General features: G+C 68.6%; 17 protein-coding genes. 13 read left to right on the top strand and 4 right to left on the bottom strand.

Annotated elements, in window-relative coordinates:
• The first annotated feature begins 42 nt into the window (after nt 1-42).
• From HNQ52_RS02805 to HNQ52_RS02780, 6 genes are all read left to right on the top strand, one after another.
• The gene (locus tag HNQ52_RS02805; protein WP_183959563.1) at nt 43-3297 is read left to right on the top strand and encodes a CHAT domain-containing tetratricopeptide repeat protein; all 3255 of its coding nucleotides are present in this window, start codon (nt 43-45) and stop codon (nt 3295-3297) included.
• 71 nt (nt 3298-3368) lie between these two features.
• The gene (locus HNQ52_RS02800; RefSeq protein WP_183959562.1) at nt 3369-3731 is read left to right on the top strand and encodes a hypothetical protein; all 363 of its coding nucleotides are present in this window, start codon (nt 3369-3371) and stop codon (nt 3729-3731) included.
• Nucleotides 3732-3946: 215 nt separating this feature from the next.
• Nucleotides 3947-5641: a urocanate hydratase gene (hutU, locus tag HNQ52_RS02795; RefSeq protein ID WP_183959561.1), complete on the top strand. Its 1695-nt coding sequence runs from the start codon at nt 3947-3949 to the stop codon at nt 5639-5641.
• 845 nt (nt 5642-6486) lie between these two features.
• Nucleotides 6487-7623 (top strand): efflux RND transporter periplasmic adaptor subunit, encoded by a 1137-nt coding sequence (locus HNQ52_RS02790; protein ID WP_183959560.1) that lies wholly within the window; start codon nt 6487-6489, stop codon nt 7621-7623.
• A gap of 10 nt (nt 7624-7633) precedes the next feature.
• A complete protein-coding gene (locus HNQ52_RS02785; protein ID WP_183959559.1) occupies nt 7634-10690 on the top strand; it encodes an efflux RND transporter permease subunit in 3057 nt (1018 codons plus the stop codon).
• A 91-nt stretch (nt 10691-10781) separates the two neighbouring features.
• Nucleotides 10782-13184 (top strand): hypothetical protein, encoded by a 2403-nt coding sequence (locus tag HNQ52_RS02780; RefSeq protein WP_183959558.1) that lies wholly within the window; start codon nt 10782-10784, stop codon nt 13182-13184.
• A gap of 18 nt (nt 13185-13202) precedes the next feature.
• Here the strand turns inward: HNQ52_RS02780 and HNQ52_RS02775 are convergent, their stop codons facing one another.
• Nucleotides 13203-13772 (bottom strand): reeler domain-containing protein, encoded by a 570-nt coding sequence (locus HNQ52_RS02775; protein WP_183959557.1) that lies wholly within the window; start codon nt 13770-13772, stop codon nt 13203-13205.
• Between the two features lie 573 nt (nt 13773-14345).
• On the opposite strand from HNQ52_RS02775, the gene HNQ52_RS02770 reads away from it, so the two are divergent.
• From HNQ52_RS02770 to HNQ52_RS02745, 6 genes are all read left to right on the top strand, one after another.
• Nucleotides 14346-16127, top strand: a complete 1782-nt coding sequence (locus HNQ52_RS02770; protein WP_183959556.1) for a DUF1800 family protein — start codon at nt 14346-14348, stop codon at nt 16125-16127.
• A 1-nt stretch (nt 16128) separates the two neighbouring features.
• A complete protein-coding gene (locus HNQ52_RS02765; RefSeq protein WP_183959555.1) occupies nt 16129-17646 on the top strand; it encodes a DUF1501 domain-containing protein in 1518 nt (505 codons plus the stop codon).
• A gap of 67 nt (nt 17647-17713) precedes the next feature.
• Complete coding sequence (gene dnaX, locus HNQ52_RS02760) at nt 17714-19468, top strand: DNA polymerase III subunit gamma/tau (RefSeq protein WP_183959554.1); 1755 nt, start codon at nt 17714-17716, stop codon at nt 19466-19468.
• A gap of 58 nt (nt 19469-19526) precedes the next feature.
• Nucleotides 19527-19853, top strand: coding sequence for a YbaB/EbfC family nucleoid-associated protein (locus HNQ52_RS02755; protein ID WP_221281885.1), 327 nt, complete (start codon nt 19527-19529; stop codon nt 19851-19853).
• Nucleotides 19854-19911: 58 nt separating this feature from the next.
• A complete protein-coding gene (recR, locus tag HNQ52_RS02750) occupies nt 19912-20508 on the top strand; it encodes a recombination mediator RecR (RefSeq protein ID WP_183959552.1) in 597 nt (198 codons plus the stop codon).
• A gap of 141 nt (nt 20509-20649) precedes the next feature.
• A complete protein-coding gene (locus tag HNQ52_RS02745; RefSeq protein WP_183959551.1) occupies nt 20650-20994 on the top strand; it encodes a histidine triad nucleotide-binding protein in 345 nt (114 codons plus the stop codon).
• Between the two features lie 290 nt (nt 20995-21284).
• Here the strand turns inward: HNQ52_RS02745 and HNQ52_RS02740 are convergent, their stop codons facing one another.
• The 3 genes from HNQ52_RS02740 to yidD form a co-directional block, all read right to left on the bottom strand.
• Complete coding sequence (locus HNQ52_RS02740; RefSeq protein WP_246387558.1) at nt 21285-22139, bottom strand: M23 family metallopeptidase; 855 nt, start codon at nt 22137-22139, stop codon at nt 21285-21287.
• Between the two features lie 161 nt (nt 22140-22300).
• Entirely contained in the window at nt 22301-23686 is a 1386-nt protein-coding gene (locus HNQ52_RS02735) for a dihydroorotase (RefSeq protein WP_221281884.1), read from the bottom strand.
• 45 nt (nt 23687-23731) lie between these two features.
• Entirely contained in the window at nt 23732-23968 is a 237-nt protein-coding gene (yidD, locus tag HNQ52_RS02730; RefSeq protein ID WP_183959549.1) for a membrane protein insertion efficiency factor YidD, read from the bottom strand.
• Nucleotides 23969-24080: 112 nt separating this feature from the next.
• Between yidD and dksA the strand changes: the two genes are divergently transcribed.
• Nucleotides 24081-25094, top strand: a complete 1014-nt coding sequence (gene dksA, locus HNQ52_RS02725) for an RNA polymerase-binding protein DksA (RefSeq protein WP_343059185.1) — start codon at nt 24081-24083, stop codon at nt 25092-25094.
• Nucleotides 25095-25103 lie beyond the last annotated feature (9 nt).

Raw genomic sequence — 25103 nt, 5'->3', positions numbered from 1 at the left:
AAGGCCGCCGCGTTAGCATGTTCGCGGGGAAGGGGTTCGTCGATGAAACACTTGATTGCGGGATGCCTCGGGTTCGTGTTTTGCATCGCCACCGGGCATGCCGCGGGCGGGATGCTGTCGTGGCCGGCCGCTGCCGATCTGGACGTGTCGATCGCGCACGGTGACAGGATCCCGTTCCGGATCGACGTTCCCGCGGGCGAAAGCTATTTCGTCGAGGCGCAGTCCGCGCAGGTCGACCTGATGCTGGAACTGCGGGACGGCGACAGTGTGCGCTCGTTCGATTCGCCGGCCGGAGTCGCCGCCGTCGAATTCGCTGTTATCGAGGCAACGACGATCGCGCGCCGGGTGCAGCTGACCCTGAAGCTGTCGCCCGACGATGGCGGAACGGGAACGGCGACACTGCGCCTGCGCCCCGCCAGCGACGCACGCGCGGGGTTGGCGTTGCGCTGGGCGGAGCTTTCGCTCCAGGGCAGCGGCAGCCTCGAAAAGACCGCCCGTCTCGCGGCCGCACAGGCGCTGGCGCGTCTGTGCGTCGGCGACGCACGCTGCGCCGCCGACGCTGCAGCCGCGACGGCGCGAGCGCATGCCGCGCTCGACCGGCACGATGCGGCGCAGGTCGACTATGCACAGGCGATCGAACATTACGTCGCGCTCGGATTGCCGCTGGCGGAAGCCGACAACCGAAAGGAAGCCGCCGCGCGCCTTTTTTACCGGGGCGACATGGCCGGCGCGGAGGCGGTCTACCGACAGTGCCGCGACATCGCCGCGCAGAACCGCCTGACGTTTCGCGAGGCGGACTACGAGATGGCCGTCGGAGTGATGCGGCACTACGCGAACGATCTGGACAGCGCTCTTTCCCACTACGAGCGTGCGCGCAGCCTGCTGGGCGATGTCCACATCGCGGCCGCGGTGCGATTGCGCAGCAATATCGGTGGCATCCACGAGCTGCGCGGCGACGCGGCGGCAGCTCGCGCCGCCTACCAGGACGCCATCGATTCCGCCGGGGACGAGGCCGAACTGGCCGGTCCGCGAGCGCTCGCGGTCGGCAATCTCGGCGCGCTGCTGGCGGATCTGGGCGAAAAGCAGCGCGCAATCGAGTTGCTCGGCGAAAGCATGGAGTCCTTTCGTGCGCAGGATGACCCCACGAACGAATCGCGCCTGCTCGGCGTGCTGGCGTTCCAGTACATCCAGCTCGGCCGCCACGACACCGCCGAGGCATTGCTGAGCCGCGGTCTGACGCTCTGCGAGCGACGCGAAAGCGTCAGTTGCTTTGCCAGCATCCACCGCATCGAGGGAGCGCTGTCCCGCGACCGTGGCCGATGGGACGACGCCGAGAAGTCGTACCGTCTTTCGCTGGCGAAGGCGCAGGAAAGCAAGACACCTCACATGGTGCTGCTGTCCACGCGCTGGCTGGCCGAGCTTCTGCTGCTGCGCAACCGGCCCGACGAGGCGATCGCGCTGCTGGACGACATCTCCACGCGCTGGGAGACGGCGTCGATGCCCGCGCAGCAACGCATGCTGGATCTGCAGCGCGGGCTGGCGCTCGCGATGCAGGGCGATGCCGTGCAGGCGCGTGCGGTGCTGAGCAAGTTCGTGTCCGAGGAGGACGCCGGAGGCTGGTCGGGCGGTCGGCGTGCGCGCGCGCAGTTGGCCCTGGCCCAGCTCGACGCGGGAGAAGGCAACTGGGGCGCGGTCGACGAGCGCATGCGGGGCGAGATTGATCGGATCGCGAAAACCCGGCAGGAATTCCTGGATCCGGTCGCGCGCGCCGAATTCATGGCCACGCAGCAGGACGCGTTCGAACTGCTGATCCGTTCCGCGCTGTCGCGGCATGCGGCCGGCGATTCGGGCGCGCTGGCCGACGCGTTCCACATCGAGGAGCGATCGAGATCGCGCGCCCTGCTCGATGCGCTCGCGCAGTCCGATGTGGCACGACGCTCGCCCGATCCGGAGATCGCCGACGCACGCGACACCTTGCGTGCCCGCTCGCTCGCACTCGAACGCCTGAGCAGCAACGCGAGCGCCGCAGATCGCGACCGCCTGAAGACGCTCGCAAGCGAGGTCGCGTTGGCACGTGTCGCGCTGGAGGCGCTGGAGTCCCGCGATGCCGATCACTGGCGCAGTGGCCGCATCGGTACGCCGCGAACGCTCGACGAAGCCCGCGCGATGCTGCGGCCGGGACAGGCGTTGCTGGCGTTCCACCTGCGCACGTCGGCGGCGTGGCTGTGGGTCGTGACCGCCACGGAGGCGCGCATCGTGACGCTGCCGACCGCGGGCGAGGTCGAACGTCGCGTCACGCGCTACATCGAAACCCTGCGCCGCGGAGCCCGCGATGCCCACGGCGACGGTCGCTGGCTGCACGACGAACTTGTCGCGCGGGCAGGGCTCGCGGCGACAATCTCGCGACTGACGATCGTTCCGGATGGCGTACTGCATCTGTTGCCGTTCGCGGCGCTGGTCGACGGCAACGACCGCTATCTCGTCGAATCGATGGAGGTGGCGTACCTGCCGTCGGTGTCGGTGGGTCTGGCGCTGCGCGAGGGACGCTCGCGGCGTGCGTCGAACGGGAAGATCGTCGTGTTCGCCGATCCTGTTTTCAGTCGCGACGATCCGCGCGTCTCCGGGCGCGACCTGCCTGCCGCCGCGTCGGCGTTGCCGCCGGACATGCCGGGATTGCTGGGCCCGCAGCTGCTGCGCTCGGGCGACGACGGCACGCTGCAGCGACTGCCGGGAACCGCGAAGGAGGCCGATGCCATCGTCGCGGCCTTCGGTGCCGACCATGTACGGGTCTTTTCGGGCTTCGAGGCGACGCTGGACGCGGCGCGGAGCGATCTCGCCCGCAATGCACGGATCGTGCATTTTGCCACCCACGGTCTCGTCAATCCGTCCAGCCCCGAATTGACCGGCATCGCCCTCTCCCGCTGGCAGGCGGACGGCACCCCGGCCCCGGACGGAGGATTTTTCGATCTGGCGCAGATCGGCGATACGCGCTTCCACGCCGAACTCGTCGTGCTCAGTGCTTGCGACTCCGCGGTGGGACGCCAGATCGAAAGCGAGGGGCTCATGGGCATTGCACGCGCGTTCCTTGCCGCCGGCGCCAACGGTGTGGTCGCGACGCTCTGGCCGGTGCCGGACCGCGATACCGCACGCCTGGAATCGCGTTTCGCGTCCGAACTCGACGCCGGCAAACCCGTCAGCGAGGCATTGGCCATGGCACAGCGCGAGGCCATCGCCGATCCGGCCCGCCGCCGTCCGCGCAGCTGGGCGGCGTTCGGCTTCTACGGCGAAGGCCGGTGAGAGGTTTGCCCGACTGATGACAGAGGCTGATTGCAGTCACAGGGGCTGCGGAACATTCCGGGGGATGCGACGTGGATGACGATATCAAGGGCAATCACGACTTCACCGTCCTGATTGCGACGATGGGTTACGAGTACATCGTCGAGGTCGGCGACGTGCAGGACTGGTCGACCGCGCCGGACGGAAAAACCGGCACGATCAGTGTCAAGGGCAAGGAAGCGTTCTGGAAGGACAAGGTCTTCGTGCTGCAGTCGCAGAACTACTACGTGGCCGAGGGCACCGACGAAAACGGCAAGTACCGCATCGATGCGAGGTTCCGGCGCGGCATGCACACGACGTCGAACGTGCCCGTCTGGCAGATCTATGCCACGGCCACGGTCGGGGAGCTGCTGCACGGCGGGCCTCCGGACTGGGGTGGCCAGAACCAGAACTGACCGGAACTAGTGCAGGCGGGCGATGGGCACGCCGCGGCTGCGGTGGCGCACAGCGGCGGTGCCGGCAGTCCGATGATCGGTGACGGTCCGGGGAGCCGCGCGGCTCCCCGGACCGCAGGCGTGCGCGGGCAGTGGCGCGTGTCCGTCAGGAGCGCCGCTTCGGGCAATTGCGGGCGAGTGCGATAATCCCGGTTCGAACCCCGGGAATCCTGTACATGCCGACGCCGAAGCCCGCAGCGCACCCCGCCTCGCGCCATTCCGACCACACCGTCCGCGCCCCGCGCGGCTCCTCGCTCAGCTGCCGAAGCTGGCTGAGCGAGGCGCCGTTCCGCATGCTGCAGAACAACCTCGATCCGGACGTGGCGGAGAATCCGGCCGAACTGGTGGTGTACGGCGGCATCGGCCGCGCGGCGCGCGACTGGGCGTGTTTCGATGCGATCCTCGAATCGCTGAAAACCCTGCGCGACGACGAGACCCTGCTAATCCAGTCCGGCAAACCCGTCGGCGTGTTCCCCACCCACCCGGACGCGCCGCGCGTGCTTATCGCGAACTCCAACCTCGTGCCGCACTGGGCCACGTGGGAGCACTTCAACGAACTCGATCGCAAGGGCCTGATGATGTACGGCCAGATGACGGCCGGCTCGTGGATCTACATCGGTTCGCAGGGCATCGTGCAGGGCACGTACGAAACCTTCGTCGAAATGGGGCGTCAGCATTACGGCGGCGATCTCACCGGCAAGTGGATCCTCACCGCGGGCCTGGGCGGCATGGGCGGCGCGCAGCCGCTGGCGGCGAGTCTTGCCGGTGCATCGTCGCTGACCATCGAGTGCCGCCAGAGCAGCATCGACATGCGCCTGCGCACGCGTTACGTCGACGAGCAGGCGAGCGACCTCGACGACGCGCTCGCACGCATCGAGAAATACACCAAGGCCGGCGAGGCGAAATCGATCGCGCTGCTCGGCAACGCCGCCGAAATCCTGCCCGAACTCGTGCGCCGCGGCGTGCGCCCGGACGCCGTCACCGACCAGACCAGCGCGCACGATCCCGTGCACGGCTACCTGCCGATCGGCTGGACCGTCGAGCACTGGCTGGCCGAGCAGAAGCGCGCGCCGGACGCCGTGCGCGACGCCGCCAAGTTGTCGATGCGCGTGCATGTCGAGGCCATGCTCGCGTTCGAGAAGCAGGGCATCCCGACCTTCGACTACGGCAACAACATCCGCCAGATGGCGAAGGACGTCGGTTGCACCAATGCCTTCGACTTCCCCGGTTTCGTGCCGGCCTACGTACGACCGCTGTTCTGCCGCGGCGTCGGCCCGTTCCGCTGGGTCGCGCTCTCGGGCGACCCCGAGGACATCGCCAAGACCGACGCCAAGGTGAAGGAACTGGTCCCCGACGACCCGCACCTGCACCGCTGGCTCGACATGGCGGCCGAACGCATCAGCGTCCAGGGCCTGCCGGCGCGCATCTGCTGGGTCGGCCTCGGCCAGCGCCACAAGCTCGGCCTCGCCTTCAACGAGATGGTGCGCAACGGCGAACTAAAGGCCCCCATCGTCATCGGCCGCGACCATCTCGACTCGGGCTCGGTCGCATCCCCGAACCGCGAAACCGAAGCCATGCAGGACGGCAGCGACGCCGTTTCCGACTGGCCGCTGCTCAACGCCATGCTGAACGTCGCCGGCGGCGCGACCTGGGTGAGCCTGCATCACGGCGGCGGCGTCGGCATGGGCTTTTCGCAGCACAGCGGCGTCGTCATCGTCTGCGACGGCACCGAGGCCGCCGACCAGCGCATCGCACGCGTGCTGTGGAACGATCCGGGCACCGGGGTGATGCGACATGCGGACGCGGGCTACGACATCGCGAAACAGTGTGCGCGGGAGCAGGGATTGAAGCTGCCGATGCTGGGGGATTGATTCGTCGAGCCGCGTTCGCGGTGGCGGGCAGCTGCGGCGCACGCGTGCAAGCGCTGCAACCGTGCGGTCGACGAAGCGCTGCTGTTCTGCGCAGAGGCGCCGGCAGGCGCGGAGTCACGGGGGGAAAGCGTCCCCCCTTCCGGCTGCCGCCACCTTCCCCCGCTGCGCGGGAGAAGGACTCCGTGTCGAGACGCCACGGCAAATCACCTTGCCGCAGCGAGTCGCAACGCCGCATAGATGTGGGAAAGCGTTCCCCTTCCGCCTGCCGCTACCTTCCCCCGCTGCGCGGGAGAAGGACTTCGTTTTCGAAACGCCGCGGCAAATCACCTCGCAGCAACAAGGCGTCACGTCGTAGCAAGTCGCCACGCCTCAGCAGGGCACCACGCCGCAGCAAAGCACGACGCCGCAGCAAAGCACGACGCCGTAGCAAGGCACAGCGCCGCAGCAGAGCGCAACGTGCAACCGCGCAACCATCGAAGCCCTCCTCTCCCGCGCAGCGGGGGAGGATGCCGGCAGGCAGGAGGGGGTCCGGTGCGACGACAGACCCCATCCAGCGACCGCCACGGCCCCCGCTGCGCCGACGGAGTGCTTCGGCGCGCTGCGTGATTCAGGCCGCTGCGTCGTGCTGCATCCGGCATACCGCCCGCTGGACGGTTTCGACCGCGATGCGTCCGGGGCGTGGCGCTGCGAAGCGCGAGTGCGGGCCGACCCCTGCTGTCCCGCAGCACGTCGTCGCGCATTCCGTGCGAAGACACGTCGCCGGGGCTTTGGACGGCATCCGAGGCCGATTCTCATCTGTCCCCTACTGCTATGATTCGCCGATAATTTCCCTCTGCGAATCCGCCATGCCGCTGTCTGCGCGCTCTCCGAACCGGCTGCTGCTCCGCGCCTGCTGCATTGCGATGTGTTGCGTCGCGCTCGTTGCCTGCGGCGACAAGCCGGCCGAGGAGGCCGGAGCTGCCGCCGGCGCGGTCTCGGCCAGCGCGATGGCGGTGTCGCTCGTGGCGGTGCAGCGCGAGGCGCTTGCGCGATCGATCACCGCGTCCGGCCCGGTGGCGGCCTGGGAGGAGGTGTCGCTCGGCGTCGAGCTGAGCGGCCTGCGCGTGGCCGAGGTGCTGGTGGACGTGGGCGACGAGGTCAAACGCGGCGATCTGCTGCTGACGCTCGATGCCCGCACCACGCAGAGCGAACTGCGCCAGGCCCAGGCCGCGGCGAAGGAGGCGGAGGCCGGCACCGTGCTTGCCGTCACCGCACTGGAGCGCGGTCGCGCACTCGTCGAACGCAAGCTGCTGGCCGCGGCCGATTTCGACCAGCTCGTCGCGCAGCGCGTGCAGGCCGACGCACGCGCCGCCACCGCACGCGCGCAACTGGACGCCGCGCGCCTGCGCCTGGAGTTCACGCAGCTGCGTGCGCCGCACGACGGCGTCATCGCGAAACGCTCGATCCGCCCGGGCCAGGTCGTGGCCTCCGGCGCCGAACTGCTCACGCTGATCCGCCAGAACCGCCTGGAATGGCGCGCGGAATTGTCCGACACGCAGATCGGCGCGGTGGCGCCCGGCGTGGCGGTGGCGCTGACCGCGCCGGACGGCGCCGACGTCGCCGGCATCGTGCGCGCGGTGTCGCCATCGCTGGACCCCGCCAGCCGCACCGCCACGGTCTACGCCGATCTGCCGCAACCCGGCGCCCTGCGCGCCGGCATGTACGTCGAAGGCCGCATCGATCTCGGGAGCAGCGACACGCTGGTGCTGCCGCGTGCGGCCGTCGTTCGGCGCGACGGCTACAGCTACGTGTTCGGCGTCGATGCGCAGGGCCGCGCCACGCGCAAACGCATTGAGGTCGGGCGCCTCGTCGGCGAGCGGCTCGAAGTGCTCTCGGGCGTCGACGAAGGCGAGCGTGTGGTCGAACGCGGGGCCGGCTTCCTGAGCGACGGCGATCGCGTGCGCGTGGTCGACGGCGCGTCGCCCGCGCCGACCAGCCCGTGACGGCGGGCGCATGAATTTCTCCGCCTGGGCCATCCATCGCCCGCTGCCGGCGATCATGCTGTTCGTCGCGCTGTGCGCGGCCGGCCTCTACGCCTTCAATCAGCTCGCGGTCTCGCGCTTTCCGGACATCGCGTTCCCGATGGTGTCGGTGACGGTCACGCTGCCCGGCGCTGCGCCGAGCCAGCTCGAAACCGAGGTCACGCGCAAGGTGGAAAACGCGGTGGCGACGCTCAACGGCGTCAAGCGCGTGATCTCGAACGTCACCGAGGGCCTCTCCACCACCTTCATCGAGTTCCACCTCGAAACCCCGCTCGAACCCGCGCTCGACGAGGCGCGCGACGCCATCACCCGCATCCGCATCGACCTGCCGCCGGACATCGAGGAGCCCGTCGTCGCGAAGATCGCCGTGGTCGGCGGCACGCTGATCGCCTACGCCGTGGACGCGCCGGGCTGGGGCGCCGACGAGCTCAGCTGGTTCGTCGACGACACCGTCAGCAAGGCGCTGTTCGGCGTGCGTGGCGTGGGGCAGGTGGTGCGCGTGGGCGGGGTCGAACGCGAGGTGCGCGTGGACCTCGATCCGCAGGCGCTGCTCGGCCTCGGCGTCACCGCAGGCGCGGTCTCTCAGCAGCTCGCGCGCATCCAGGTCGAGCGGCCGGGCGGGCAGGCCGAACTCGGCGGCGAGCGCCAGGTGGTGCGAACCGTCGGCACCCTCGACGATGCAGCGGACCTGCGCAATTTCCCGATCGCGCTGCCGGACGGCCGCAGCGTGCGACTCTCCGCGCTTGCCGACGTGCACGACGGCGCCGCCGATCCCACCGAACTTGCGCTGCTCGACGGCAAACCCGTCGTCGGCTTCTCGATCTCGCGCACCCGCGGCTCGTCGGAAGTGGAGGTTGCACACGGCGTGCGCGAGGCGCTGGCGCAGATCGAGGCCGATCACCCGGGCATGAAATTCTCGGTGACGTTCTCCACCGTCGAAGAAGCCGAGCGCTCGTATTCCTCGTCGATGACCATGCTGTGGGAAGGCGGCGCGCTCGCGGTGCTGGTGGTCTTCATTTTCCTGCGCGACTGGCGCGCGACGTGGATCTCCGCGCTTGCGCTGCCGCTGTCGATCATCCCGACGTTTGCGGTGATGTACTGGTTCGGCTTCAGCCTCAACCTCATCACGCTGCTGGCGCTCGCCGTGGTGGTCGGCATCCTCGTCGACGATGCCATCGTCGAGGTGGAGAACATCGTGCGGCACCTGGGCATGGGCAAGAGCCCGAAGCAGGCCGCGCTCGACGCCGCACAGGAAATCGGGCTCGCCGTCATCGCCACGTCCGCCACGCTCGCGGCGGTGTTCGTGCCGGTGGCCTTCATGCCCGGCATCGCCGGCAAGTTCTTCCGCGAGTTCGGCTGGACCGCCGCGACGGCCGTGCTGTTCTCGCTGCTGGTGGCGCGCCTGCTCACGCCGATGATGGCGGCCTACCAGTTGAAAGCGCATCCGGAAAAGGACGGCGACAGCCGCTTCATGCAGTGGTACCTGGGCTGGGTGGACGCCGCGCTGCGGCACAAGGGCCGCACCTTGTGGATCGCGTTCGCGCTGTTTCTCGGTTCGCTCGCGCTGGTGCCGCTGATCCCGACCACGTTCATTCCGGTGTCGGACCTGGGCCGCAGCAACCTCGCGCTTGAGCTGCAACCCGGCACCACGATCGAGGACACCACGGCGGTGGCCGAGCAGGCGCGCGCGCTGCTCGCGGACCTGCCCGAACTGCAGCAGGTCTACACCACCATCGGCAGCGCACTCGATCTCGGCGACCCCGGCAAGACCGGCGTCGGCGAAACGCGCAAGGCCACGCTGATCCTCGACTGGGGCCTCGCCGACAGCCGCGAGCGCAGCCAGAAGGACCTCGAACGCGCCACGCGCGAACGCATGGCGGGCCTCGCCGGCGTGCGCGTGAGTTTCATGAGCTCCGAACCCGGCGAGCAGATGCAGCTGATCCTCTCGGGCGACGATCCGCAGCGCCTCAACGATGCCGCGCAGGCGGTCGAGCGCGACCTGCGATCAATCGACGGCCTCGGCTCGATCACGTCGTCCGCGTCCTTGCTGCGCCCGGAAGTGGTGATCACGCCGGACCCGGCGCGCGCGGCCGAACTCGGCGTCGCCACCGACACCATCGCGGAGGCCGCGCGTATCGCCACCGCCGGCGATTTCGTGCAGCGCCTCGCCAAGCTCAACCTGCCCGAGCGCCAGATCCCGATCCGCGTCGGCTTCGCCAAATCCGAATTGCGCGAACCCGCGCTGATCGGACAACTGCGCGTGCCCGGCCGCGACGGCCCGGTGCCGCTGTCGTCGGTGGCCACCATCGAACTTGCGAGCGGCCCCGCGCAGATCGCGCGTTACCAGCGCCAGCGCAACGTCACGCTGACCGCAGAACTCAACGGCCGCCCGCTCGGCGACGTGATGGCGCAGGTGGAAACACTTCCCAGCGTGCAGCAGCTGCCCGCTGGCGTCAGCTTCCTCAACGCCGGCGACGCGGAAGTGTTCGTCGAACTCTTCGTCGGCTTCCTGCTCGCGATGGGCGCCGGCATCGCCTGCATCTACGCCGTGCTGTTGCTGCTGTTCAACAACGCGCTGCAGCCGATCACGATTCTTACCGCCGTGCCACTGTGCGCCGGTGGTGCGTTCGGTGCGCTGCTGCTCACGCAGAACGCGCTGTCGCTGCCGGCGCTGATCGGCCTGCTGATGCTGATCGGCATCGCCTCGAAGAACTCGATTCTGCTCGTGGACTACGCCGTCATCGCCGAACAGGAGCAGGGCATGAGCCAGCACGACGCACTCGTCGACGCCTGCCGCAAGCGTGCCCGCCCGGTGGTGATGACCACGCTCGCGATGAGCGCCGGCATGCTGCCGGTGGCGCTCGGGCTCAGCGCGGATTCGAGCTTCCGCGCACCGATGGCGGTGGCGGTGATCGGCGGCCTCGCGACCTCGACCGTGCTGAGCCTGCTCGTGGTACCGGCGGCATACGCGGTGCTCGACGATCTGCGGGCGTGGGCGGCGCGCAGGCGTGGGCATGCGTCGCGGTGACCATTCGCGCAAGGCCCGCGCGCCGACGATTGCTCGCCGAATTTTTCCCTCGCAAGATCGAGCCGCGTACGCTGTCCGGAGGGCCGCAGCGATGAGATTCGAATGGTCACGACGGTTGATCGCCGTCGCCGCATGCCTTCTGGCGATCGCCGGACACGCTGCGACGATCGACCGCGCTCCGTTCCGGATCGACCGTCCGGTGACAGGTCTCAACGGTTCGGCGGACGGTTTCGCAACGAGCATCCTGCGCCTGACTGACGGAGCCGTCCTGGTTTCCGCGCCGTCCGATCGGTTCGACGACAGTGGATCGCGCGGCTCGGTTTACGCTTTCCGGCGCGAAGACTCGATCTGGCGGATGACGGGCGCAGTTTCGCCCGAGGATTCCGGCGGCTGCGGGTTCGGCGAACGACTCGTGGGGCGCGGAACGCATGCCTTCACCGATGCAGCTGCCTCGGACTGCACGACGTTTGACGCGAGCCGCGTATTCCGCATCGATACGGCTGCCGGTGGCGTTCCGTTCATCGCCGCCAGTACCGTGGTTGCCGTGGACGATGTGCCGCATTCCGTCGACGGAATGGACTCGGACGGCCAGCATCTGGTCGTTTCCGCCGCCGCGACCGTTGGCGGCGTGTCTGCGCTGCGCGTGCTTGTATTCGAATCGGATCTGCAGTCGCTCGCCGCGCATGCCGTCCCTCCCGCGAAGGCCGGCTACTTCATCGGGCCTGTGGCCATCCAGGGCGATTGGCTCGCCGCGAGTTGCCAGCGTGATGCGGGCGATGTGCCGATCAGGTGCGTGCATCTGTTCGAGCGGAGCGCGCAATCGGGCGCGTGGACGCATGCGGCGACGATCGAACCGCCCTCCGGCGTGGATCCCGACTCGTTCGCGGGATCCCTGCGATTCGACGGCGAGCGGTTGCTGGTCGGGGTGCCTGGTTTGCGTGGCGATGGCCAGCACGTACCGGGGCGAGTGATCGAATTTTCGCGTGCAGGCAGCCAGTGGGTCCCAGCGTCCACGCTCGCGCCCGCGAACGGCCTGCCGGGGGACGGGTTCGGTGGCTGCATCACGCTCGACAACGACGACCTCTTCGTCTTCGCGCCGCAACGCGCGGCCAGCAGCGATCGCAGGGAAGGCGCGCTCTATCGCTACTGCAGGAAAGGCGGCTGGCAACCCTGCGGTTTCGTTGAAGCGGTGGCCGGCGAGGAAGACTGGCCGCGACCGGAATCGGTCGCGGTGCTGGACGATGAACTGCTGTTTGGGCAGCCGTATTTTTTCAACCCCGAAGACGGAACCGCCGGCTCCGTCGGCCGGGTCGAGCGGGATGATGCGTTCGCACCCATCGGTCGGTTTCACCCGGGCGATGGCGGCAGCGACATGGAGGGCTTCGGAAGCGCCGTGTCGACGGCTGGGGATCTGCTCGTCGTCGGCGCCCCGGGCTTTCAGCGACGCGGAGCCGTCCTGGTGTATCGCCGCAGCGGCGGGCAATGGCACCTGGAGCATATCGAACGCGCAACGCGCAGCGGACCCAATTGCCCCGGCTTCGGCAGCGCAGTCGCGACGCGCGGCACCGGCTTCGTGGTCACCGACGGTTGCCCGAATGCCGACGACGAGGCGCAGGGGTACCTGCATTTTTTCGCGCAGGACACAGACGGACACTGGATTGTTTCGAGGACCGAACGCATTCCGGCGCAGCCGGATCAACTCGGCTTTGGGCGCAGCGTGCTGCTCACCGATCACGGCATCGTCTACGGCGCACCGGGTGCGACGGTATCCGGTGTGCAGGCCGCCGGTGCCGTCCATATCCTCCAGTTGCTGGCGACCGGTTATGTGCGCACGACGCTGGTTGGCACGCCGGTGCAATGGTTCGGAGGATTCGGTAGCCGAATGGCGGCTGCGCGCTCGGGACAGCACACCTTGCTCGCCGTCGGCAACGATGCGCCATCCGCTCCCAGTGTGCAGCTGTTCGCGTGGAACGAACTCCTCCACGGAACCCCGCCGACAGCTACGGCGTCCGTTGTGCCGAGTGATGTCGACAACCTGTCCCGCTTCGGCGCATCGCTTGCGCTTGATGCAGGCGCGTTGCTGGTCGGAGCGCCCGACGCTTTATGCCCGGCGGGCGAATACTGGCGTCCCGGCGCGGTCTATCGTTACGGGATGATCGATGGTAACTGGACATTGCTGCAGCGCATCTGCCCCGATGCCGAGGTGTTCGACGGGCGCTTCGGTACCGATGTTGCGTTGCTGCGCGATAGCGCCATCGTCGCGACCGGGCTCGACGGGGGTTCGCTCATCGAACTGGATCGGACAAACACGACGTGGACCGAGCGGGCACGACGGTCCGGAATCCTCGAATCCGGTGGGTGGTTTCGACTCGCCTCGTCTGCACAGGCTCTGGTTGCAGCGACGCCGTTCGCACTGCAGCCGGAGACGTTCAATCACACCGGCGCGATTCTGGTCTTCGATGGCACCCGGGTCTTCGGCGACGACTTCGAGTAGCCGACCCGCTCATTCCGATCAGCCGCCCGGCTCGAAATCGTCGAAGAACAACCCCGCCTGCACCACCGTCACCGGCGTCAGCGCCTGGTACGAACGGCAGCCGGTCGGGTCGTCGCAGTCTTCGATGACGAAGGCGCGGAACAGCACGTTGGTGCTGGCGGCGTCGGGTGCGATCCAGTCGAAGCGCAGCTGATCGAGCGGCTTGGCCGCATTCGAAGTGTGCGTGATCGCCCACTCGCCGCAGTTGGCGCTGCCGGGCAGGTGTTGCCACAGGGCGTTGTCGACCACGAAGCTGCCGAAGCCGGTGACCGGGCCGGACTTGGCCCACAGCAGCACGCCGCGGGCGCGTTGCGTGGGGTCGGTGTTGGTGACGGCCACGCGCAGCGGCTGGCCGGGGATGTAGCGCGGTGTGTCGATGCGCAATTGCCAGCCGGCGGGTGCGGGCGAGGCGAGGGTGGGGCTCATCGGCGCAAGCGGCAGGGCCTGCACCTCGCAGATCGGCGCACCGAGCGAAAACGCGTGGGCGGGGCCTGCGCCCAGGATCGACAACACGAGCAGTGTCGGCCGCAGCCGGTGCGCAGGGAGCATGGGGCCACCGTGGAGCTTGCTTCGGTGCATTCTGGCATGGATGGTCGTCCTGCCTGGCAGCGTGTAAGGAAAGCGCTTTGTCGGTCCGTCGTCCCGGCGAACGCCGGGACCCCAGTGGCGTTGCTCGATTCGCACTGCGTTTCCAGGCCACAAAAGCAGAGTCACTGGGTCCCGGCGTTCGCCGGGACGACGGGGGGTGGAGGGCCACGGTATCGAGTCCGTTGCGACCCCCGGACGCGAAGGGCACTTCACTGCATGGCGCCCCGAGGCGGTCAATCGAATGGTTCCCCAGGCAGCACGGTCGGTCTCCGGGACCGTTGCCGAGGCGGCCAACGGTCGGCGAAATCCGGCCCGAATCGGTCTCACATTTCATTTCGAGCACCCAATCCGACGACCGGCGGCGATTAGGCACCGGCCGGCGGTGATCCCTGCTTGACCGGATTTCGTAGGAGGCGGAACCTAGTCGAGCCGGGGGGCTCCACAACGAGGCGGTGCGGCATGTCGCAGGTGTCAACTTCACGGCGGTTGCGCCGCACGCGGGCGTTCGTGCTAGGTGCATGCGCCTGCATCACGGTGCCCGCGATAGCCGGGCCGCATCTGTTCGGCGGCGACTTCGAGGGCGTGGCCGACAGCCCCGCGAGCGAGGGCGCGGCATCGCGCTTCCTGACGCAGACCACGTTCGGCCCCACGCTGCCGGAGATCGACCGGCTCGTCCGCATCGGCCATGACGCCTGGCTCGCCGAGCAGTTCGCCGCGCCGGCGTCGCTGCAGTTGCCGTACCTCGACGCACGCATCAACGCCTACATCGCTGCCGGCCAGCCGGTGCAGGTGTACCAGGATGCGCGCCAGGAAATCTGGTTCCGGAATGCGCTGCGCGGCAACGACCAATTGCGCCAGCGCGTCGCGTTTGCGCTCTCCGAGATCTTCGTGATCTCCGACCAGAACGGTGCGCTCGAGGGCAATCCGACGACGATGGCGCAGTTCTACGACCTGCTCGCCACCAACGCGTTCGGCAACTACCGCACCCTGCTCGAACAGGTGACGCTGCATCCGGCGATGGGCCACTACCTGTCGATGTTCAAGAACCGCAAGCCGGACGAGGAGCTCAACATCCGGCCGGACGAAAACTACGCGCGCGAAATCATGCAGCTGTTTTCGGTGGGCCTGGTGATGCTCAACCCCGACGGCACGCCGGTCGACGGCGACCCCGGCGAGCCCGGCGTGCAGACCGTTCCGACCTACGACCAGGACACGATCCGCGGCTTCGCGCACGTGTTCACCGGCTGGAACTTCTCCACGTGCGAGCAGCCGACGCACCCCGAAAACGACGGCCAGTTCCAGTGGTGGTTCTGGGAATACTGCCCGCCGGCGGTGGAAGGCTCGACCGTCGACTGGCTGCAGGCGCCGGGCTGGCGGACGCCGATGGTGCCGTGGGGCGAGGGCACGCCGTACGGCAATCCGCGTCACGCGGTGGCCGAAAGCAAGCAGCTGCTGGTGTATCCCGGCGTGAGCCCGGCGAACGGTCTGCTTTTGGGCGGCGGCAGTGCACGTGCCGATCTCGCCGTGGCGCTCGACAATGTGTTCCGGCATCCGAACGTCGGCCCGTTCTTCGGGCGACTGCTGATCCAGCGCCTGGTCACCAGCAATCCGTCGCCGGCGTACGTCGGGCGCGTGGCGGCGGTGTTCGCCAACAACGGATCGGGTGTGCGCGGCGATCTGCGCGCCGTGGTGCGCTCCATCGTCATGGACCCCGAAGCGCGCAGCCTCGCCGCGGCACCGGCGCACGCCGGCAAGCTGCGCGAACCGCTGCTGCGTCTGACGCAACTGTGGCGCGCGCTGGACGCGCGGTCGAACTCGGGCAGTGTCGGCGAAGGCTGGCCGGAGTACGCGCTGGCGCAGGCCGTGCAGCGCTCGCCGACGGTGTTCAATTTCTTCCTGCCGAACTACCAGCTGCCCGGCGAGATCGCGAACGCGGGTCTGTTCTCGCCCGAATTCCAGATCACCACCGACACCTACATCACGCGCCTGTCCAACGACATCGGCGGCAAGATCTACTGGGCGTTCCGCGGCAACCCGTGGATCGGCGAGTGGGATCCGATGCAGATCGAACTCGCGCCGTACGTGGCGCTGGCGGAGGAACCCGGCCGCATGCTCGATCGCATCGACCTGCTGTTCCTGGGCCGGCGCATGTCGATGCCGATGTACGACGCGCTGAAAGCGCACGCCGAGGACATCGACATCGGACCGTACGACTGGGCCGAAAGCGGCGAGTGGCGCGCGAACCAGATGCGCGAACGCGCGCAGGACATGCTGTGGCTGACGCTGACCTCGCCCGAATACGTCGTGGAGAAATGAGATGACTTCGATGCGACGTCGCGATTTCCTCCGCCGCAGCCTCTGCGCCACCGCAGGCTCGGCCGCGTTCGGCTCGTTGCTGGGCAAGCTTTCGCTCGCCAATGCGGCGATGCCGCGGACGCTGCTCGCCAAGGGCGTCGACTACCGCGCCATGGTGTGCATCTACCTGTACGGCGGCAACGACAGCTTCAACATGGTGGTGCCGCGCCATGCCGGCGGCGGCGCCCCGCCCGCGGGCAGTCCGTACGGCATCTATGCGGGCACGCGCGGCTCGCTGGCGGTGCCGAACGCGCAGCTGCTGGCGTTGAATCCGACCGTGGCGCCGCTCGGCGGCGGCGAGTTCGGCCTGCATCCGTCGATGACCGGCACGCAGCAGATGTTCAACGCCGGCCGCGCCGCCATCGTCGCCAACGTCGGCCCGCTGGTGCGGCCGGTGAACAAGGCCAGCTACGAGCTGCCCGGCACACCGCTGCCGCCGCAGCTGTTCTCGCACTCGGACCAGTCCGTGCTGTGGCAGACGCCGCGCGCCGACAGCGTCACGCGCACCGGCTGGGGCGGGCGCCTGGCCGACATCTTCGCGAGCGACAACGGCAACCCGGCGCTGTCGATGAACATCTCGCTCGACGGCGAGAACGTGTTCCAGGCCGGTGTCTCGGTGTCGCCGTATTTCATGTCGGCCGGCGGCGTGGAAGACATCGATTTCATCGCCACCGAGACGCCCGGCTGCGAAGGCGAGGCCTGGTCCAACGCGCGCCGCTGCAGCACCTTCAACGCGATGATGAACCGCGAGTATGCGCATCCGTTCGAACGTGCCTACGCGCAGAAGGTCCGTTCGACGATGGCGGCCACCGAGCAGGTCGCCACCGCGCTGCTCGCGATTCCGGTGAACGATGCGGTGTTCCGTCCGTTCTGGGACGCGTTCGGCCTGCCGTGGGATCCGGACAACCTCGCCGAGCTGCCGTACCTCGCCGCGCAGCTGCTGATGATCGCGCGCGTGATCCGCGTGCGCGCGGCGCTGGGCATGACGCGACAGCTGTTTTTCGCCGGCATCGGCGGTTTCGACACGCACGATGCACAGCTCGAGCAGCAACCCGGCCTGCTGCGCGACCTGTCGCAGGCAGTCAAGGCGTTCTACGACGTGCTCGATGCGCCCGCGTTCGGCCTCGGCAACAGCGTCACTACGTTCACCGCCTCCGAGTTCGGCCGCACGCTCACCAACAACGGCGACGGCACCGACCACGGCTGGGGCGGGCACCACCTTGTCTTCGGCGGCGGCGTCGACGGCGGTCGCATCTACGGCCGCATGCCGGACCTGCGTCCGCCCGAAAGCAATCCGGACGATGCCGGCTGGGGCCAGATCATCCCAACGCTGTCCGCCGACCAGTACGCCGCGACGCTCGCGACCTGGTTCGGGCTGTCGGGCGCGGACCGCAGCGACATCTTCCCGAATCTCGAATTCATGGAGGGCCCGCTGCTGTCGATCGAAGGCCCGGACCTGGGGTTCATGACGCCGGGCTGATACGCCCGCGCTTGGCCCCACCGGTCCCCGGTGGGACAATGCCGGTTCGCTGTCCGAACCGGTTGCCATGTCCTATCTCGTCCTCGCCCGCAAATGGCGTCCGCGCCGCTTCGCCGAACTCGTCGGGCAGGAACACGTGGTGCGTGCGCTCAGCAACGCGCTCGAATCGGGGAAGGTGCACCACGCCTTTTTGTTCACCGGCACGCGCGGGGTCGGCAAGACCACCATCGCGCGCATCTTCGCCAAGAGCCTGAACTGCGAAAAGGGCGTCGGCGCGGAACCGTGCGGCGTGTGCGAGGTGTGCACGGCGGTCGACCAGGGCCGCTTCGTCGATCTGCTGGAAATCGACGCCGCGAGCAACACCGGCGTCGACGACGTGCGCGAGGTGATCGACAACGCGCAATACATGCCCACGCGCGGCCGCTACAAGGTGTACCTCATCGACGAGGTGCACATGCTGTCGAAAAACGCGTTCAACGCGCTGCTCAAGACGCTGGAGGAGCCGCCCGAGCACGTGAAGTTCCTGCTCGCGACCACCGATCCGCAGAAGCTGCCGGTCACCGTGCTGTCGCGCTGCCTGCAGTTCAACCTCAAACGCCTCACGGAAGCGCAGATCGCGGGCCAGATGGACGCCATCCTCGCGGCCGAGGGTGTGACGCACGACACAGGCTCCATCGCGCTGCTCGCGCGCGGCGCCGACGGCAGCCTGCGCGACGGGCTGTCGCTGCTCGACCAGGCGCTCGCATTCGGCAACGGCGCGCTCGTCGAGGACGACGTGCGCACGATGCTCGGCACCGTCGACCGCACCCAGGTCGGCGCGCTGCTCGCCGCGCTGTCGGCCGGCGACGGACCGGGACTCATGGAGGTGGCCGAACGCATCGCCGGCTTCGCGCCGGATTTCGGATCCGCGCTGGACGAGCTGGCGCAGGCGCTGCACCGGGTGCAGCTGCTGCAGCTGGTGCCCGGCATCGAGATCGGCGACGACCGCATCGATCTTCCGGGCATCGCGTCGACGGTGTCGCCCGAGCTGATCCAGCTCTGGTACCAGATGGCACTGCACGGGCGCCGCGACCTCAGCCTTGCGCCGAGTCTGCGCGTGGGTTTCGACATGACCCTGCTGCGCATGCTGGCGTTCCGGCCGGCACAGGGCGGGTCGGCGAGGGTGGCGGCGCCGCAGCGTGAGCCTGTCGCGGCGACCGTCCGCGACGCGCCGACGCGCGCGGCCGCAGTCGACGCGGCGCGCGCCGCGCTTGGTGACGGGCCATACCGGTCCGCAGCGCCCCCCACACCGCATCGCATTGCAGATACCACTGCATCCACGCCTGCCGTCGAGCCCGCAGTACCGCGTGCAGCGGGCGACGCGCCCGCGCCCGTGCGCTCGATCCACGAGGCAGCGCCGCCGCGATCGCCGGCCATGCCGCTGCGCAACAACGACGACTGGCTCGATGCCCTGCGCGCCACCAGCCTGCGCGGCCCGGCGCGGACCGTCATCGACCACGCCACGTTCATCGCCTACGTCGACAACACGCTGCGGCTGCATCTTCCGCCGGCACAGGACATCTTCCGCAACCCGGCGCTCGACGCGCAGATCGCCGCCGCGCTCGGCGACGTGCTCGGCACGCCTCCGCGGCTCGAATTCACCACCGCCGCGCCCCGCGGCGCGGCCGGTGCGGAAACGCTGCACCACCGCACCGCACGCGAACGCGACCAGCGCCAGGTCGAAGCCGAAGCCGCGTTCGCGAACGACCCCACGGTGCAGCGCCTGATGCAGAACGGCGCACGCATCGTCCCCGATTCGGTGCGGCCGCTCGACGAGCGTTGAGCGGCGTGCGGCCGCACGCGGTCCATTCCACATTCGATCGACATTCCAGGAGAACGTGATGCGCGGACAACTCGGCAACCTGATGCAGCAGGCGCAGAAGATGCAGGAAAACATGCAGCGCGCGCAGGAGGAACTCGCCCAGCTCGAAGTGAACGGCCAGGCCGGAGCCGGCATGGTGCAGATCACGCTCACCGGCAAGATGGACGTGCGCCGCGTGCGCATCGACAAGACGGCTGCGGACGACCTGGAAATGCTCGAAGACCTGATCGCCGCGGCCTTCAACGACGCCGTGAACAAGGTCAACCAGGAAACCCAGAAGCGCATGGCGCAGGCCACCGCCGGCATGCCGATTCCGCCGGGCATGAAGCTGCCCGGCATGTTCTGATGCGCATGCTGCGCGCCCGTGACGCCCGTGCGGCAGGCGGGCTTGACGTGGCCTCCGCATGAGTTCCTCCACTCTCCTCGACGAACTCATCGAAGCGCTGCGTTGCCTGCCCGGCGTCGGCGCCAAGACCGCGCAGCGCATGGCGCATCATCTGCTCGAACGCAACCGCGACGGCGGCCGACGCCTGGCCACCAAGCTCGGCGACGCCATGCAGCGCATCGGCAACTGCCAACGCTGCCGCAATTTCAGCGAAAGCGAGGTTTGCGCGCTGTGCCGCAACGCGTCGCGCGAGGCGCAGCAGCTGTGCGTGGTCGAGATGCCGGCCGACCAGGCCGCGATCGAACAGGCCACGGGATACCGCGGCCACTATTTCGTGCTGCTCGGCCGATTGTCGCCGCTCGACGGTCTCGGACCGAAGGAGCTGGGCCTGGACCTGCTCTCCGCGCGGCTCGCCGAAGGCGAAGTGACCGAGCTCATCATCGCCACCAATCCCACCGTCGAAGGCGAGGCCACCGCGCACTATCTCGCACAGGTAGCGCGCCAGCACGGCGTGCGCCCCAGCCGGCTCGCGCACGGCGTGCCGCTCGGCGGCGAACTCGAATACATCGACCGCGGTACGCTGGCGCATGCGTTCGGCTCGCGCCTTGATGTCTGAGCGCGGGAAACACGTAGCGAGGAACGAGTCACGCGTGAAGGCATTGCGGGTGGCGCGTTTGCCGGGGCCGATGGAGTTAAAGTGCACCGGGCCGTCCCCACTGGTTTCTCACTCCTCCCCACTCACTCCTCTTCTGCCGCCATGCCAGACACCATCTTCGACAAGATCCTCCGCCGCGAAATCCCCGCGCGCGTCGCGTACGAGGACGAGCACGTGCTCGCGTTCCATGATGTGAACCCGCAGGCGCCGGTGCACGTGTTGTTCATTCCGAAAACGCCGATCGCGACCTTGAACGATGTGCAACCGGGCCAGGCCGAATTGGTCGGCAGGCTGGTGCTGGCGGCTGCTGCATTCGCGAAACGGGAAGGGTTTGCGGAGGCGGGGTACCGCACCGTGTTCAACTGCAATCAGGACGGCGGGCAGTCGGTGTATCACATCCATCTGCATCTGCTGGCGGGCCGCCGGATGGCGTGGCCGCCGGGATAAGGTGGCTCGGAGAGTCGGCTCGATCATGGCTATCGCGAACCGGCAGGTATTTCCCTCATCCGCCTTCGGCACCTTCTCCCGAGGGGAGAAGGACGAGCGAACGCGTGCAATCCGGCGTTCCTTCTCCCGCCGGGAGAAGGTGCCCGGCAGGGCGGATGAGGGACGTGCCTCACGCGCAACCGCGATACCTGGAAAAGCCTCAACTGGTTGCGGCGGGTCTGCTCGGCGGCACGGTGGTAGCGGGTGTCGGGCTGTTCGATTATCTGCGCCACGACGTGGCCTGAGCCGCGTCAGCGGCCGGGCGGCGGCAGTTCGAGCAGCTGCGGATCGAGCCGCACGTCGAGCCAGTTGAGTCCCCAGTGCAGATGCGGTCCGGTGGCGCGGCCGGTGGCACCGACGGCGGCCACCGTCTCGCCGCGTTCCACGCGCTGGCCGACGCTCACGTCGATGCGCGACAGGTGCAGGAACGACGACGACACGCCGTGCCCGTGGTCGATCAGCAGCGTGCCACCGGTGAGGTAGAGATCCCTGTCGGCGAAGGTGACGATCCCGGCCGCCGGCGCGCGCACCGCGGTGCCGGCCGGCGCGGCGATGTCGGTGCCCGAATGCGGTGCGTTCGGCGAGCCGTTGTAGATGCGCTGACGACCGAAGCGTCCGCTGATGCGGCCCTGCACCGGCCAGACAAAACCCTGCGCGAAATCGCTGCGCGCGTCGTCGCGGCTGCGTTCCTTCGCCACGGCCGCCTGTTCGCGCGCGATGCGGGCGGCGATCGCGGGCGGCGGATCGACGGTGGACTGCGGCACGCCGTTCACGCGCTCGATGGGCCAGTCGCGCTTGAGCACCTGCACCGCGATGCGACGCGTCTCGCCGTCCGGGAAGGTGATGTCCACGGGCGCATTGCGGGCTTCGTCGCGGCCGATGCCGAAGACGAAGTGGCCGTCGGGGTCGACCTTCAATGTGCGTTCGCGCAGTTTCACCGTGCTGCCGGGCGTGGTCTGGCCGACGAGGAGTTGGCCCTGACTGGCGCGTTCGGGCAGCGTGACGGTGTTGGCGGCGGTGGCGGTCGTGCCTGCGAGCGCGGCCGCTATCGCAAGTGCGACCGCAACGAACCTGCCGAAACGTGAATCGGACTGCGCGCGGCGCAGACGACCCCGCACCGTCGTCCCGGCGAACGCCGGGACCCAGTGGCGTTGTTTGCCGGGGCGATCGGTTGCGGAGAGCCACGCCGCTGGGTCCTGGCGTTCGCCGAGACGACGGGGGCTGTGGGGTTGCCATCGTTCGTCGGGTAACCCACACATCTTGAAAATCAACGCGCAAACTCCAGCCGCTGCCCGTTCGGCGCACCGATGAGCCGCTGCCCGTCCCACGCCAGCTCGCCGTTGACGAACGCGGCATCGATCCGCGAACGGAACCGCACGCCCTCGAACGGCGACCAGCCGCACTTCGACAACACGTTCGCACGCTCCACCATGTGCCCGGCCTGCGGATCGACCAATACGAGGTCGGCAAAATAGCCTTCGCGCAGATAGCCGCGCTCCTTCACGTCGAACAGCTGCACCGGCGCGTGCGCCAGCTTGTCGACGATCTGCAGCAGCGAGACACGACCTTCGTGCACCAGCTCCAGCGCCGCGAGCAGCGCGTCCTGCACCAGCGGCAGGCCGGAGGGTGCGGTGATGTAGGGCTGCTGCTTTTCTTCCAGCGTGTGCGGTGCGTGGTCGGTGGCCAGCACGTCGATGGTGTCGTCGACCAGCGCGGCGATCAGCGCCTCGCGGTCGCTCGATTCCTTGATCGCGGGATTGCACTTGATGAAGTTGCCGCGCGTTGCGTAGTCGCGGCGGTCGAAGCGCAGGAAATGGATGCAGGTTTCGGCGGTGATCTGCTTGCGGCGCTTGCCGTTGGCGTCCACCAGCGGACCACGTTCGAACAACGCCAGTTCGTCGGCGGTGCTGATGTGCAGCACGTGCAGGCGCGTGCCGTGGCCGCGCGCGAGCTCCAGCGCCAGGCGCGTGGACTTGATGCAGGCCTCGCGCGAGCGGATGTCCGGGTGCATGTCCGGGGTCAGCGCGTCGTCGTACTTCGCGCGGAACTGCGCCATCGTGGCGTCGATGGTCGGCGTGTCCTCGCAGTGCGTGATGATCGGCGTCGGCGCGTCGCGGAAGATCGCATCGAGGATGGCCGGATCGTCGACCAGCATGTTGCCGGTCGACGCGCCCATGAACACCTTGATGCCGGGCGTCGCCTTCGGATCGACGCGCTGGATGTGCGCGAGATTGTCGTTGCTGGCGCCCATGTAGAAACCGAAGTTGGCGCGGCAGCGGCCGGCGGCGCGGTCGTACTTGTCCTGCAGCGCGACGGCGTCGAGCGTCGGCGGTCTGGTGTTGGGCATTTCCATCACGGTGGTGATGCCGCCGGCCACCGCGGCCGACGATTCGGTGGCCAAATCGCCCTTGTGTTCGAGCCCGGGCTCGCGGAAGTGCACCTGGTCGTCGACCATGCCGGGCAGCAGCCAGCGGCCGTGCGCATCGAGCACCTGTTCGCCGGGGCGGGCATCGAGATTGCCGTCGATGCGTTCGATGCGGCCGCCGCGGATGCGCAGGTCGGCGTCGAACTGGCGACCTTCGTTGACGAGGCGGGCGTTGCGGATCAACCAATCGCTCACGGCGCTTCCCGGTAGTGGAACGGCAGCGCACATGATACGTCCGTGTCGCGTGCGACCGGACGCAGGCGCGGCGCCGATTCAGCGCCGCTTCGGCGGTGGCCAGCTGTCGGGCACGGGATCGTGGCCGCCTTCGCACAGCGGATGGCAGCGCACCAGGCGCCGCGCGCCGAGCCAGATGCCGCGCACGTGGCCGTGGCGTTCGATCGCCTGCATCGCGTATTCCGAGCAGCTGGGATAAAACCGGCAATGCTGTCCGAGCAGCGGGCTGATGAAACGCTTGTAGCCGCGCAGCAGGATGACCGCAGGCGAGGTCATCGGCGCACGCCGTGGCGCCACACGGTACAATGGGCGGATTCGCTTGCTGCGGTCATGTGTCTACGCTATAACACCCGACCGCTGCGGCTCAAGGAAACACAAGGCCCTCATCGTGGCAGCCAAACCCAAACCCTCGAAGAAGCCCGCTGCCAAGGCGGCGAAGAAGCCCGCGAAGCCTGCGGCGAAGGCCGCCAAGCCCGCGACCAAGGCAGCGCCCGCACGCAAGGCGCCGGCAAAACCCGTCGCCAAGGCCAAGCCCGCGGCGAAAAAAGCGGCCGCCAAGCCCGCGCCCGCCAGGGGCAAGGCGGCGAGCAAGGCCAAGCCCGCGCCCCGGCCCGCAGCGAAGCCTGCAGCCAAGCCGCCGGCAAAGTCCGCCGTCAAGGCAAAACCCGCGGCTGCCGCCGCGAAGAAGGGGCCGGTCAAGCGACTGGCCGAAAAAATCGTCAAGCTGGTGACGCCTGCGAAGGCGCCGCCGGTGGTGGCGGCCAAGCCTGCCAAGGCCGCCGCCCCGGTGAAATCCGCTGCGCCCGCCAAGGGCAGGAGCGCGGACGCCGCAACATCCGCAGGGAGCGCAATGACTGCCGCAGTATCGAAGGATTCCGCCCCGGCCGCCAAGCCGGCCGCACCGCGCAACGTCGACGGTGCCCGCGCCAAGGCCGTGAAACCCAACCGCGTCATCTCGCAGAACGAACCCCCGCCGCTCGCCGTGGCGCAGCGCGTGGACCTGCCGCCGGGGTACAAGCCCTCGGCGAGCGAGGAATACATGAATCCCTCGCAGCTCGAGTATTTCCGCCAGAAGCTGATCAACTGGCGCGCGGAGCTCGTCGAGGAATCCAAGCAGACCATCGACAACCTGCGCGAGGAAGTGCGCGATGTCGGCGACGACGCCGAGCGCGCCACGCGCGAGACCGAGAACTCGCTCGAACTGCGCACGCGCGATCGCTACCGCAAGCTGATCTCGAAGATCGACAAGGCGCTCAAGCGCATCGAGGACGGGGCCTACGGCTATTGCGAGGAAACCGGCGAAGAGATTGGCGTGGAGCGTCTGGAAGCGCGGCCGATCGCGACGCTGTGCCTGGACGCGCAGGAGCGCTGGGAGCACCGCCAGAAGCTGATGGGCGACTGATCGTTCTCC

The organism is Chiayiivirga flava (genome assembly GCF_014202825.1).
GTDB classification, from domain to species: domain Bacteria; phylum Pseudomonadota; class Gammaproteobacteria; order Xanthomonadales; family Xanthomonadaceae; genus Chiayiivirga; species Chiayiivirga flava.
This window is presented reverse-complemented; position numbering and strand designations above follow the sequence as displayed.

Excerpts from the sequence above, each read along its gene's own strand:
- HNQ52_RS02805 (WP_183959563.1), top strand. The coding sequence starts at position 43 with ATGAAACACTTGATTGCGGGATGCCTCGGGTTCGTGTTTTGCATCGCC.
- hutU (WP_183959561.1), top strand. The coding sequence starts at position 3,947 with ATGCCGACGCCGAAGCCCGCAGCGCACCCCGCCTCGCGCCATTCCGAC.
- HNQ52_RS02790 (WP_183959560.1), top strand. The coding sequence starts at position 6,487 with ATGCCGCTGTCTGCGCGCTCTCCGAACCGGCTGCTGCTCCGCGCCTGC.
- HNQ52_RS02785 (WP_183959559.1), top strand. The coding sequence starts at position 7,634 with ATGAATTTCTCCGCCTGGGCCATCCATCGCCCGCTGCCGGCGATCATG.
- HNQ52_RS02780 (WP_183959558.1), top strand. The coding sequence starts at position 10,782 with ATGAGATTCGAATGGTCACGACGGTTGATCGCCGTCGCCGCATGCCTT.
- HNQ52_RS02775 (WP_183959557.1), bottom strand. The coding sequence starts at position 13,772 with ATGCTCCCTGCGCACCGGCTGCGGCCGACACTGCTCGTGTTGTCGATC.
- HNQ52_RS02765 (WP_183959555.1), top strand. The coding sequence starts at position 16,129 with ATGACTTCGATGCGACGTCGCGATTTCCTCCGCCGCAGCCTCTGCGCC.
- dnaX (WP_183959554.1), top strand. The coding sequence starts at position 17,714 with ATGTCCTATCTCGTCCTCGCCCGCAAATGGCGTCCGCGCCGCTTCGCC.
- HNQ52_RS02755 (WP_221281885.1), top strand. The coding sequence starts at position 19,527 with ATGCGCGGACAACTCGGCAACCTGATGCAGCAGGCGCAGAAGATGCAG.
- recR (WP_183959552.1), top strand. The coding sequence starts at position 19,912 with ATGAGTTCCTCCACTCTCCTCGACGAACTCATCGAAGCGCTGCGTTGC.
- HNQ52_RS02745 (WP_183959551.1), top strand. The coding sequence starts at position 20,650 with ATGCCAGACACCATCTTCGACAAGATCCTCCGCCGCGAAATCCCCGCG.
- HNQ52_RS02735 (WP_221281884.1), bottom strand. The coding sequence starts at position 23,686 with ATGTGCGCTGCCGTTCCACTACCGGGAAGCGCCGTGAGCGATTGGTTG.
- yidD (WP_183959549.1), bottom strand. The coding sequence starts at position 23,968 with ATGACCTCGCCTGCGGTCATCCTGCTGCGCGGCTACAAGCGTTTCATC.